Annotated in this window: 10 protein-coding genes; 1 reads left to right on the top strand and 9 read right to left on the bottom strand. The window is 66.9% G+C overall.

Annotated elements, in window-relative coordinates:
* The first annotated feature begins 136 nt into the window (after positions 1 to 136).
* Complete coding sequence (locus EV647_RS34920) at positions 137 to 1,372, top strand: SGNH/GDSL hydrolase family protein (RefSeq protein WP_202876420.1); 1,236 nt, start codon at positions 137 to 139, stop codon at positions 1,370 to 1,372.
* Positions 1,373 to 1,431: 59 nt separating this feature from the next.
* Here the strand turns inward: EV647_RS34920 and EV647_RS34915 are convergent, their stop codons facing one another.
* The 9 genes from EV647_RS34915 to EV647_RS34875 all read right to left on the bottom strand — a co-directional run bounded on the left by EV647_RS34915 (position 1,432) and on the right by EV647_RS34875 (position 12,463).
* On the bottom strand, positions 1,432 to 3,060 hold the full coding sequence (locus EV647_RS34915) for an extracellular solute-binding protein (protein ID WP_134010753.1): 1,629 nt from the start codon (positions 3,058 to 3,060) through the stop codon (positions 1,432 to 1,434).
* Entirely contained in the window at positions 3,057 to 3,953 is an 897-nt protein-coding gene (locus tag EV647_RS34910) for a carbohydrate ABC transporter permease (RefSeq protein WP_134010751.1), read from the bottom strand. The genes EV647_RS34915 and EV647_RS34910 overlap by 4 nt, the downstream gene beginning before the upstream one ends.
* Positions 3,950 to 4,813 carry a sugar ABC transporter permease gene (locus EV647_RS34905; protein WP_134010749.1) on the bottom strand — a complete coding sequence of 288 codons (864 nt, stop codon included), beginning with the start codon at positions 4,811 to 4,813 and terminating at the stop codon, positions 3,950 to 3,952. Before EV647_RS34905 ends, EV647_RS34910 begins: the two co-directional genes overlap by 4 nt.
* Positions 4,814 to 5,093: 280 nt before the next feature.
* Positions 5,094 to 6,032 carry an MBL fold metallo-hydrolase gene (locus EV647_RS34900; protein ID WP_166680497.1) on the bottom strand — a complete coding sequence of 313 codons (939 nt, stop codon included), beginning with the start codon at positions 6,030 to 6,032 and terminating at the stop codon, positions 5,094 to 5,096.
* A 4-nt stretch (positions 6,033 to 6,036) separates the two neighbouring features.
* On the bottom strand, positions 6,037 to 6,810 hold the full coding sequence (locus EV647_RS34895; RefSeq protein WP_134010745.1) for an enoyl-CoA hydratase/isomerase family protein: 774 nt from the start codon (positions 6,808 to 6,810) through the stop codon (positions 6,037 to 6,039).
* Positions 6,810 to 7,997, bottom strand: coding sequence for a CaiB/BaiF CoA-transferase family protein (locus tag EV647_RS34890; RefSeq protein ID WP_134010743.1), 1,188 nt, complete (start codon positions 7,995 to 7,997; stop codon positions 6,810 to 6,812). The genes EV647_RS34895 and EV647_RS34890 overlap by 1 nt, the downstream gene beginning before the upstream one ends.
* Positions 7,994 to 8,740, bottom strand: coding sequence for an SDR family NAD(P)-dependent oxidoreductase (locus tag EV647_RS34885; RefSeq protein WP_134010741.1), 747 nt, complete (start codon positions 8,738 to 8,740; stop codon positions 7,994 to 7,996). Before EV647_RS34885 ends, EV647_RS34890 begins: the two co-directional genes overlap by 4 nt.
* Before the next feature lie 16 nt (positions 8,741 to 8,756).
* Complete coding sequence (locus EV647_RS34880; RefSeq protein ID WP_134010739.1) at positions 8,757 to 10,598, bottom strand: right-handed parallel beta-helix repeat-containing protein; 1,842 nt, start codon at positions 10,596 to 10,598, stop codon at positions 8,757 to 8,759.
* Positions 10,599 to 10,603: 5 nt separating this feature from the next.
* Positions 10,604 to 12,463, bottom strand: a complete 1,860-nt coding sequence (locus tag EV647_RS34875; RefSeq protein ID WP_134010737.1) for a right-handed parallel beta-helix repeat-containing protein — start codon at positions 12,461 to 12,463, stop codon at positions 10,604 to 10,606.
* Between the last annotated feature and the right edge of the window lie 22 nt (positions 12,464 to 12,485).

Genomic DNA, 12,485 nt, shown 5'->3' with positions numbered 1-12,485 from the left:
CACTACCCATTGTCCCCGACCGGCCAATCCACCGGCTGCCGGGATATCTACCGTTCGGCTCGCCAGGCCGACCGTTCGGCGACGGAACCTGTGCAAACGATTGCAAGCATGTCTATTCGGGGGTGACTTGATGGGCATGACTTTTACTGCGTGGCGCCGGGTGGGCGCGAGTTTGCTGGTGACGGCGGTGGGTGCGGCGGGTCTGGTGGCGGCCGCACCGGACAAGGTGGCGACGACCGGTGAAGGAGGACGTGGAGGTGGGCTCGTGACGACCTGGGGTGCGGCGGATGACATCGCCGGCGGGTCGTTGAGTGATGTGACGGTGCGGAACGTGCTGCGGACGTCGGTGGGCGGCAAGGATCTGCGCATCCGGATCTCCAACGCGAACGGGGATCAGCCGTTGGTGTCTGACTCGGTGTACGTCGGGCGGCAGGCCGGCGGCGCGACCGTGGTAGCAGGGTCGAGCCGGCGGTTGACGTTCAGCGGCAGCACTACGGTGACGATCCCGCCGGGTGCGATGGCGATCAGCGACCCGCTGCCCGGTGTGGTGCCGGCCCTGACGAGTCTGACGGTCAGCCTGCACGTGGTCGGGACGACGGGCGTGATCACCGCGCACAACCGCGCGATGCAGCACAGCTACAAGTCGACATCCGGCGATCACGCGGCCGACGAGTCGAGTACGGCGTACCAGACCGAGTCCTCGGCGTGGTACTTCCTGAACGCAGCGATCGTCCAGGCGACGCGGGACGTGGCGACGGTCGCGACGCTGGGCGACTCGATCACCTCGTCGGTCGGTACGACGATCGACACGAACCGGCGCTGGCCGGACATCCTCGCTGCCCGCTACGCGCGACTGCCGGAGCCGGCGCGGCTGGCGATCTCCAACGAGGGCATCTCGGGGAACCGGGTGCTCGGCGGGGTCGCGAAGGCGGGTAGTGCGGGGGCGAGTGCACTGGCTCGGCTGGACAAGGATGTGCTCACCAAGCCCGGCGTACGGACGGTGCTGGTGCTGGAAGGGATCAACGACATCTACGCCGGCGCGACGACGGAGCAGTTGCTCGCCGGATACCGGCAGCTGATCGCCCGGGTGCGCGCCTCCGGACGCTGCATCGTCGGCGGGACGTTGACGCCGATGGGGAGCTCGTTCGTGTACACGCCGGAGAAAGAAGCGATCCGGCAGGCGGTGAACACGTTCATCCGCACGAGCGGCGAGTTCGACGGCGTGGCGGACTTCGACGCGGCAACGCGCGACCCGGCGGATCCGTCCCGGCTCGCAGCGGCGTACGACGGCGGCGACGGCCTGCACCCCAACGACGCCGGCAACCAGGCGATGGGCGACGCACCGAACCTCGACAGCCTGCGCTGCGACTGACAGCCAACCGCCGTACGCATCGCCTTGCGGGCGGTGCGTACGGCGGTCGTTGCCTCCGGCTACTTCCGGCCCTGCGCGGCCATTGCTTCTTCGTACTCGTGGCGGATCGCGTCGCCGCTCGACTTACGCCAGTTGGCCACCGCCTTGTCCCAGTCCGACAGACTGGAGCGGCCGAGCTGGATCTCCTTGGTGAGCGAATCGAAGTCCTTGTCGGCGACTTTGCCCTTCGTCGAGTCTGTCGACGAGTAGAGCCCGTACGTCGGCTGCAGGATCGCGGTCGGCAGGATCGTCTTGAGGTGGTTGTACGCGACATCGACCGCCTCGGGATGACCCGGGAAGTAGACCGGATAGCCACCGTCGGCGAGGTACTGGATCGGGAACTCGCCCAGGCAGACCTCACTACTGCCGTCCTTGGTCAGCACCGGGTCGGTGCCCTTCAGGGTGTAGTGCCGCCCGGGCAGGCCGAACTTGCGGAACAGGTACTCCTCGGTGCCGAACGGCGCTGCCATCCAGTTCAGCACCCGCAGCAGCATCTTGGTCCGCTCCGGCGAGCTGGGTCTGATCGCCGAGATCGAGTTGTTCGGCGAACCCAGCAGGAACCGGCCGATCTTCCCGGCGCTGTCCCGGACGACCGGCAGCGCGATGGCGAAGTTCGGCGTCACGGCGCGCCGGTAGAAGCTCTGGATCGACGAGTAGGTGTCCTGCGTCATCACCGCGGACCCCTGGCTGAACCAGACCTTCTGGTTGTTCTTCGCCACCCCGTCGGGATGGATCAGCCCGTCGGCCTGCATCTTCGCCGTGATCGCGAGCATCTCCTTGTACTCCGGGAGCTCGCGGCCGTGCACCAGCCGGCCGTCGCGAACCTCCCAGCCGTTGGGCAGCCGCAGCATCGCGCTCAGCGCCGACGCGGGTGGGACCGCGAACGCCCAGCGGTTCTTCTTCTGGTCCGTGACCGCCTTCGCCACCGCGTTCAGCTCGTCCACGCCGGGTGAGCCGAGCTCGACGCCGAACTGGTCGAGGAGGTCCTGCCGGGCCAGCAGCAGGGTGGACGACATGACGCCGCGCTGGATCGGGACCGCCCGGATGCCGCCGGCGAACACGCAGCCGCGCCAGGAGTCGGGTGACAGGTTGGCCAGGAACGGGTACTCCAGGATCGCGTCGCCGGACAGGTACTCGGTCAGGTCCTGGGCCCGGGCCTCGAGGAACTGTGGCAGATAGGAGAATTTGCCGTCGACGTTGAACAGATCTCCCAGCGTGTCTCCGGCCACCGAGGTCGCGAACTTGTTGGTGAAATCGGAGCCGGTGGCCGAGGTGATCGTCAGCGACAGCGGCGAACCGATTCTCCGGTTCAGCTCCTGCCAGTACAGGTTGCGGTCCGCGGTCGGCGGAATCGGGTTCGACGTCGGCACCGACCCGGACAGGTCGCTGCCATCGGCCGGTACGCCGTCGGTGACCTTCGCCGGATGTTCCGGGAAGCGGTAGAAGCAGTCCGGCATCAAGGGGTGGCTGCGTGGCAGGTCCGGCTTCGGGCCGTCGAAGCGTTTGTACGTCGGGAGCGCGACCGGCTTGTTCAACGCCGCGATGTCCGTCGACCTGGTGACGGTGGAGCAGCCGCTCAGGCCGACGGCCGCGGCCGCCAGCGATCCACCGAGGAGCGTTCGCCTGCTGATCCTGCTGATTTCCGTCATCCCTTCACCGCCCCGGTCAGCATGCCCTTGGCGAAGTGCCGTTGCAGGAACGGGTACACGATCAGGATCGGCACCAGCGACACCACCAGGATCGCCATCTGGATCGACTCCTGCGGCGGCAGTTGGTCGGCCGACGCGCCGCCGAGATCACCGCTGCTCAGCTCGGTGTTGTTGATCACGTAGGTCCGCAGTACCAGCTGCAACGGCCATTTCGCGGTGTCGTTGATGTAGAGCATCGCGTTGAAGAACGCGTTCCAGTAGCCAACCGCGTAGAACAACCCGACGACCGCCAGCACCGCCTTCGACAGCGGCAGCACGATCGACCAGAAGATCCGGAAGTCGCCGGCGCCGTCGATCCGGGCCGAGTCGAGTACCGAGTCCGGGATGCCCATGAAGAACGAGCGCAGCACGATCACGTTGAACCCGCTGATCGCCGTCGGCAGGATCAGCGCCAGCAACGAGTCGAGCAGCCCGAACTCCTTCACCACCAGGTAGTTCGGGATCAGGCCCGGGCTGAACAACAGGCTGAACAGCACGATCATCAGGATCGGGCGCTGCCCGAACGACCCCGGCCGGCTGAGCGAGTACGCGAGCATCGTGGATCCGGCCAGGCTGATCAGCGTGCCGAAGGTGGCGATCACGACGCTGATCAACAGCGCCCGCTGCACCACGCCGCCGTTGAAGATCGCCTTGTACGCGTCCAGGTTCAGCCCGTCCGGCCAGAGCACGAACCCACCGGAGTTCGTGACGTGTTCCTGACTGGCGATGCTGGTCGCGATCACGCCGATGAACGGGATGATGACGACCGCGCAGCAGATCAGCAGTACGACGCCCTTCACCGCCCGCGACGGCATCCCGGGACCGTCGTCGATCCCTGTCTGAACAGCGCTCATCGTTTGTACACCCCTGCCTCGCCGAAGATGTGGGCGATCTTGTTGGCGCCGAGCACCAGGACGACGGCAACAAGACCCTTCACCAAGCCGACCGCGGCCGACACACCCCATTGGCCGGCCAGTACGCCGTTGTTGTAGACGTAGGTGTCGAGCACCTCGCTCGCCGGTCTCCCGACCAGGTTCTGCTGCAGGATGATCTGCTCGAACCCGACGGTCAGCGAGTCACCCAGCCGCAGGATCAGCAGCAGGATGATCAGCCCGCGGATCCCGGGCACCGTGACGTGCCACAGCTGCCGCCAGCGCGAGGCGCCGTCGACGCGCGCGGCTTCGTACAGCCCGGGATCGATCTGCGTCAGCGCGGCGAGGAACAGGATCGTCCCCCAGCCGGTGTCCTTCCAGATCACCTGGCTGGTGAGCAGCGCGATGAAGCCGTCCGGGTTGCCGAGGAAGTCGATCGTGCCCATCCCGTGTTCGCGGAGGAAGTTGTTGATCAGTCCGCTGCCGCCGAGGATCTGCTGGAAGATCGCGATCACGATCACCCAGGACAGGAAGTGCGGCAGGTACAGCACGGACTGCACGACCCGCTTGATCCGCTCGGACAGCAGGCTGTTCAGCAGCAGCGCCAACGCGATCGGGGCCGGGAACACGAAGATCACCTGGACCAGCGTGATCAGCAATGTGTTCTTGAGTGCGTTCAGGAACTCCGCGTCGCCGTTGAAGATCACCGCGAAGTTGTCCCACCCGACCCACGCGCTGCGGCCGAGCGGCACGAACGGCAGGTACTCCTGGAACGCGATCAGGTTCCCGAGCAGCGGCAGGTAGTGGAACACCAGGAGCAGCGCCAGCCCGGGCAGGGCCATCAGCAGCAGGATCTTGTCCCGCCGGGCGCGCGCCCACCAGGACGGCGGCTTCCCCGCCGAGCGCTCCGAGGATCTACTGTCCGTAACGGCGCCCGGCGGTCCGGACCCCGTCGGTTTTCCGGCCGTGGTCTGTCGGCTGGGGATTCGTTCTGTTTGAGCCACGCGACACTCCCAGGTCGTAGCCCCCCACGATTGGAGAGCGCTTTCCGATCTCCTTGTCCGACTGTGTCGTGTCTTGGGGAGTCACGCAGCTTTGTTCGGAGTGTCTTGCGGAATCCGGTCAGCCGGAGTGGTGCCAGCGGGTCTCGGCGCCGCCGCGACGGGCCAGGTGTTCGAGGTGCGCCCGGGCCATCCGGACGGTCTGCAGGTTGATCCCGCCGTACGCTCCCAGCTCGGTGCCGATGGCGTAGGCCAGGTCACGGACAGTCAGCGAACCCTTGCTACGTAGCAGGCTGCTGGTGAGCTCGTCGACGGCGGCGACCCATTCGAGGCTCTCCTCGAGCAGCTTCCGGCCGGCGGTCGCGTCCATCGCGTCGCCGTGCGACGGGACGAGCGCGTCGAAGTCCAGCTCGAGGAGCCGGCTCAGCCCGTTCGTGTACCGCGTGACGTCGGTGTAGAGCGGTGCCAGCCAGAGCGCGCTGTCGAGGTACGGGCGTCCGCGGCCCTGCACGTCGTCGAAGGTGAACAGCGTCCGCGAGGCCTCGTCGAGTACGGCGATATGCCCGGGACTGTGGCCGCTGGTCGTGATCACCTGCAAGGTGCGCTCACCGGGAAGCCGGTCCCCGTCGCGCAACAGGACGTCGATCCGGACCCGCTCGTCCAGCATCTCCAGCAGCTCGGTCTGCTCGGTGTCCGACAGGTCCAGCGCGTCCGGTTCCGAGCCCCACAGCTCGGTCAGCAGCCGCTCGTTGTCCTCCAGCCACCCGGCCTCCAGCGCGGGCGCCGCGAACCGTGCCCCGCTGTGCTTGCGCAGTACGGCGTTGCCGCCCATGTGATCGGGATGGGCGTGGCTGTTGACGACCAGGGTGAGATCGGACAGCCCGAGCCCCAGGCCGGCGAGCTCGGGTGCTGTCGACGACTCCGGCGTGGACGCGATCCCCGCGTCGAGCAGCACCAGCTCGGAGCCGGCGTCGATCACGTGCAACCAGAGCGGCAGTCCACACACGTGCGGATAGTCGGTCGCCAGCCGATGGATACCCGGCGCGATCTCTTCAGCCACAACCTCACCGTCCTTCGAAGGTTCCGGTACGACGTTCCGCGAAGGCCGCCCGTCCTTCGGCGGCGTCCTGCGTGCCGAGGGCAACGGCCTGCAGCTCGCGCTCGTACTGAATGGCGGCCTCCAGACCCATGGACCAGGCCGCGCGCAGGTTCGCCTTGGCCGCGGCAGCCGCGACCGGTGGGCGTGCGGCGATCCGGTGCGCCAACTCGGTTGCGGTCGGCAACAGGTCTTCGGGGTCCACGATCTCGCTGACCAGCCCGATGCGGAGCGCCTCGACAGCGTCGATGGGATCACCGGTGAGCAGCATCATCGCCGCATCGCTCGCCGGCACCGACGCCGCGAGGAGTGCCGTCACTCCCCCGCCGCCGATCCATCCGAGCTTGATCTCCGCCGCCGCGAAGCTCGCCGTTCCCGAGGCCAGCCGGATGTCGCACGACAGCGCCAGCTCCAGTCCGCCGCCGTACGCGTACCCGTTGACCGCCGCGATCACCGGCGTCCGCAACGAGCGCAGCGCGTCGCAGTAGTCCCGCCGGTTCCGGAAGTGCCACGGGCCGTCGTACCGGTCGAGCTCGCCGATGTCGCTGCCGACCGAGAAGGCGCGCTCGCCCGCTCCGGTCACCACGACCGCGCGGATCGACGGGTCGTCGTCGATACGCGGGATGAGCTCGAGTAGCTCGGCGCTCATCGACCGGGTGGCCGCGTTCAGCTTCGCGGGACGGTCCAGCGTGAGTATGCCGACGTACCCGTCCTGCTCGAAACGGATCCGCCCGTCCGCCATCACAGCGCTACCACCGCACCCTGCTCGAGCAACGCCTGTCGTCTCGCCGGTGACACACCGAGCTCGGCCAGCAGCTCATCGGTGTGCTCGCCGACCAGCGGAGCAGGACGATGTACGTCGGGAGGCGTGCGACTGAAGCGGTACGGGAAGCCAGGTGTCGTCACAGTGCCCTCGGTCGGGTGCTCGTACGTCACGAACGACTCGTTGTGCAGCACCTGTGGGTCCGTGCGTACGTCGTCGTACGAGAGCACTGGACCGCACCACACGCCGCGCTCACGCAGCTTGAGCATCCAGTGCTCTGTCGTCTCTCGTCGTAGCGCAGTGGACACCGCGGCGGCGATCTCGTCCCGCCGCGCAAACCCGTCTCGCTCCGCGTCCAGTCCGGCGAGCTGTGGCGCGTCCAGCACCTCTGCCAGTACAGGCAGGTTCGCAAACGCCAGTGAGATGTACCCGTCCGCAGTGGTGAAGATGCCGTACGGCGCACGGATGTAGCTGTGCGCATGCACCTCCTCCGACCGTGTCTGCGGTACGCCGCCAACGGTGTGCACCGACAGCTCCTGCATCTGTAGCGCGATCACCGCGTCCAGCATGTTCACCTGAACCAGCTGTCCCTCACCGGTCCGCTCCCGATGCAGCAGAGCGGCCAGTACACCTTCGAACGCGCTGTACGCCGTGACCGCGTCGGCCAGGAAGTACGGCGCAGCCACGGGCGGCTCGTCCGGTCGCCCGGCGCTGAACAGAGCACCGCTCATCGCCTGCACCAGCAGGTCCTGTCCGGGCCACTCGGCGTACGGACCGCTCTCGCCGTACCCAGAAATCGACACGTAGACCAGCGAGGGCTTCAGTGCGCGGAGGGTGTCGTAGTCGACGCCGAGACGAGCAGCCACACCAGGCCGGTAGTTCTGCAGGAACACGTCCGCTGTGCGCACCAGCTCGTACAAGAGCTCGCGGCCGGCGTTGGACTTGAGGTCTACGGCCAGACTGCGCTTGTTGCGGTTCAGCGACAGGAAGGACGCGTTGACCTGGTTGCCGGTCGCGCCACCGGCGGCCGTGTGCCGTTGCCATTCACCGGTGACCGGCTCGACCTTGACGACGTCCGCGCCGAGGTCGCCGAGCCGCATCGCCGCCAGCGGGCCGGCCATCGCCACCGACACGTCGAGTACTCGGTAACCGCCCAGGATGTTCATTGCGCCGTCCAGCCCGCGTCGACCGGCAGGATCGCACCGGTGATGAACGAGGCGTCGTCGCTGGCCAGGAACGCGATCGCCGCCGCCACTTCCGACGGCTGACCGATCCGGCCGAGCGCGTGATGCCGGTCGACCATCGCCTGCATCGCACCCGGATCGTCCGCACCGCTGACCTTGCCGTTGCGGATCAGCGGTGTGTCGATCAGCCCGGGCGCCACGCAGTTCGCGCGGACGCCGTCCGGGCCGTGGTCGAGTGCCATCGCGCGGGTCAGGTTCTCCACACCGGCCTTCGCCGCGCAGTACGCCGACCTGTTCCGCTCCCCGACCGTCCCGATCGCGGACGAGATCGTGACGATCGCACCGCCGCCCTGCACGACGAAGCGCGGCAGGACGGCCCGGCACGAGTTGTAGACACCGGTCAGGTCGACGTCGAGGATCGTCCGCCATTCGTCCGGCGTCGTGTTCGGCACGGTGTCGCAGACGTCCACACCAGCAGCACTCACCAACACATCAACCCGCTCCAGCCCCGAGACAACCTCCACCGTCCGCTCGAGATCAGTCACGTCGAGCTGAAACGCCGTACCACCCAGCTCATCGGCAAGCTCAGCAGCTGCTGAGCCGTAGCGGTCACAGATGACGACCGTGCCGCCCTCGTCGGCGATCCGGCGGGCGGTGGCCGCGCCGATCCCGGAGGCACCTCCGGTGATCAGCGCGACCTTGCCCTTGAACCTCTCGATATCCATTGAACTCTCAGAACCCTCAGGGCTTCTCGTAGGGGAAGGACGGCAGTACGCCGATCTGGTCGTACTGCATCTTGGAGTCGTCGAACCCGGCCTCCCAGCTCACGTTCGCGAACGTGTCGCACGGCCCGGCCGACGGCCCGTGGTACGGGTCGCTCTCGGTGTTCGTCACCTTGATGTCCGAGAACGCGAACCCGCACCCGCCGAAGTCCATGTGCACGCCGTACGGCTTCGCGTCCGGCATCGACGGATCGGCGTTCGCGTCGTCGATGATCAGCTGCGACACGGTGGCGTCCGGTGTGTACGGCGGCTGGTTGCGGACGCCGTACGCGTAGAACGGACCGGTGTCGCCGCTGTCCTGCGCCAGATGTGACAGCCGGACGAACTTGACGGTGTTGCCACCGGTGTAGTTGTCAGCGTTCGGGATCTCCGGCCGCGACTCGATGCTGATGCCGTACCGGGCGCCGTACTCGACGACGGTGTGGCTGACCTCGTTGCCGCCGCTGTTCATGATCTCGACGCCGGCCGAGTCGCCGGGCACCAGCTCGCCGATGTGGTGGATGTAGTTGTTGGTGAAGGTGTTGCCATGGGCAACGTCGCCCTCACCCGGCCAGCCGCCCTCGACCTTGATGCCGTCGTTGCCGAGGTGCTCGAGCAGACTGTCGGACACGGTGGTCTTCTCGTTCGCGAACAGCAACTCGATCGCGGTGAACCCGGTCTGCCGGATGTGCAGCCCGGTCAGCTTCACCCCGAGCGTGTTCGTGAGCGTGATCGCACCCCAGCGGTTCCGCGGCAGCTCGATCTGGGTGTCGTACTTCGGGTACTTGTGCTTGTTGCCCGAGTCACCCGTCCCGTTCCAGCCGTACCGGTACCAGTCCATGAAGTCGGTGTGCTGGATGGTCAGGCCGTCGAGTGTCAGGTTCTCCACCCGCCGGTTCGGGGACGCGCCCTCGATCGAGAACACCTGCGTCTGCGTCGGCCGGTACACCTTGACACCGTCCATGGTGCCGCCGGCCGGCTTGTAGTACAGCGTTTTTGCCGGGTAGTCCAGGTAGTACTCGCCGGCCTGGTCGAGCAGGCTCAGCGAGTTCTGCACGAAGTACCGCGAGCCGCCGCCCGAGTTGATGAAGCCGTACCGCGCCGGGTACACCAGCGTGGTCCGCTTCTTCGTGAAGTTGATGTCGAGCATCGGGATCGTGTCGGTGAACCACGACCACGAGCCGCCCGACCACACCGTCACCTGCGCGGGCCACGACGTACCGAGCCGAAGATCCCAGGACGAGTCGATGTCACCGGCGTTGAACCCGAGCTGGTCGCGCACCGCTTCCTTGGTCGGGTCGAACAGGACCGACCGCAGGTACGGCGCCCACTTGTCGTCGGACTCGCGGTTCGGGTAGCGGGCCGTGGTGGCACGCTTCCCGTCGGCGTACAGGCTGTAGAACGGCTGGCTGATATCGACCGGCGCCTTGAAGATGCCGTCCTTGTACGGCGTCCAGCCGCTCACCTCCCGCCCCGCTTCGAAGACCGCCTTGCCCGGCCCGTCCGCGCTCCGATAGGTCACGCCGGAGTCGCGGTCGTCGAAGGTGATCGTCTTGTCGACCTGGTAGGTGCCCGCCCGCAGGTTCACCACGGGCGTGCAACCCGCATGCGCCCTGATCCGCAAGGTGTCTCGTGCGTGTTCGATCGTCTTCCAGGGCTTCGACTCGGTCCCCGGCGCCTTGTCGTCGCCGTCCGGTGCGACCCAGAACGAGCTGCACGTGTCCTGCCCGGCCGGGGCGGCGGCTCGCGCCGCCACCCCGCCTCCGAGGACAAGAGCAGGAAGGGCCAGACCGGCCAGCACTCCCGCTGCGAAACGTGGCATCGGAGTCACCGGCCCGCGACGTCGTACGGGAAGGTGGGCAGTACGCCGATCTTGTCGTACTCCATCTTCGACGCGTCGAAGCCCGCCTCCCAGTCGGCGTTGGTCACCTGGTTGCACTGGTACGCCTGGTACTTCTGGTCGGTCACCTTCCCGACCTGCACGTTGCTGATCGCGAACCCGCAGCCGCCGGCGTCCATGTGCACACCGCGGGTGCCGCCCGCGTCGGGCATCGACGGGTCCGGAATCACGTCGCCGATCACCATCTGGTCGACCGTGTTCTGGATCGGGTGCGGCTCCTGGTTGTCCACGCCGTACGTGTAGAAGGCGCCCATGTCGCCGCTGTCCAGGCCCATCTCCTCCAGCTTGATGTACTTGAAGGTGTTACCGGACGAGTACTGGTCCGGGTCCTTCACCTCCGGCCGCGACTCCAGGCTGATGCCGTAGCGGGCGCTGTGCTTCACCTCGACATTCGTCACCGTGTTGTTCCCGGTGGTCATCAGTTCGATGCCTGCCGCGTCACCCGGGACCAGCTCACCGACGTGGTCGATGAACAGGTTCGAGAACGTGTGGTGGTTGGTCAGGTCACCTTCGCCGGGCCAGCCGCCCTCGACCTTGATCCCGTCGTTGCCGATGTTCTCCAGCAGGCTGTCGGTGACCCTGGTGTGATCGTTGGCGTACAGCATGAAGATGCCGGTGTAGCCCGTGTCGGAGATGTGCATCCGGCTCAGGTCGATGTTGCTGGTGTTGGTCAGGGTGATCGCACCGAACTGGTCCCGCGGTAGCTCGATCTGCCGGTCGTACTCGGGGTACTTGTGCTCGAAGCCGGAGTCACCAGGGGCGTTCCAGCCGACCCGGTACCAGCTGACGAAGTCGGAGTACTGCACGCCCAGACCGTCGAACGTCACGTCGTGCAGCCGGTCCTGCGGTGACTTACCGGCCAGGTTGAGCACGGTCTTCACCGTGGGCCGCAGGACCTTGACGCCGTCCATCGTGCCGGCGCGCGGCTTGTAGTAGACCTCACCGGCCTTGAAGTCGACGTAGTACTCCCCTGGCTGGTCAAGGAAGCTCAGCGAGTTCTGGAAGTAGTACCGCGAGCCGCCGCGGCTGTTCACCATGGCGAACCGGGTGAAGTACTTCAGGGTGGTCTGCGTCTTCTTGAAGTTGGTGTCCAGCAGCGGGATCGTGTCCGTGAACCACGACCAGGAGCCACCTGACCAGATCGTCACCGACGCCTGGCTCAGGTCCCACGTCGGATCCCAGTCACCGGCCTTGCCCCACAGCCAGTTGTGGACGTCCATCTTGTCCTCTTCGTAGAGGATCGACGTCATGTACGGCGCCCACGTGTCCTCGGCGGCGCGGTTCGGGTAGCGGGCGTTCGTGGCGCGCTTGCCGTCCTCGAAGAGCGTGTAGAAGGGCTTGGACGCGTCGAACTTGGTCTTGTAGATGCCGTTCTGGGTCGGGGTCCAGCCGGTGAGCTCCTCGGCGCCCTGGAGCTGCGCCTTACCGGGGCCGTCGACACTGCGGTACACGACCCGGTGACCGTTCTTGCCGGAGTCCTGCTCGTTCAGGTCGATCGTGGACGCGACCGGGTAGTTGCCGGCCTTCAGGTTGACGGTGATGTCGCAGTTCATCCGGTCGTTGAGATCCTTGTTCCGGATCTCGTCGCGGGCCCGGGTGACGGTCTTCCAGGGCTCCTTCTCGGTGCCCTTCGCGGAGTCGTTGCCATCGGGTGCGACCCAGAAGTTGTTGCAGTCGACCGCACCGGCGGGCTGGGCGTTGAATTGGAGGGCCGCGACGGTCACCAGGGCAGCCGCGACCACCCCGGCGCCGACGCTGAGCGTCGTACGCCTGGTTCTTCTGGACATGTTGGGCGGGGTCCTCTCTCAG

The organism is Kribbella sp. VKM Ac-2566 (assembly GCF_004366005.1).
In the GTDB taxonomy this organism is placed as follows: Bacteria; Actinomycetota; Actinomycetes; order Propionibacteriales; family Kribbellaceae; genus Kribbella; species Kribbella pratensis.
The sequence above is the reverse complement of the archived record's forward strand: the minus strand, read 5'-3'. Positions and strand labels throughout refer to the sequence as shown.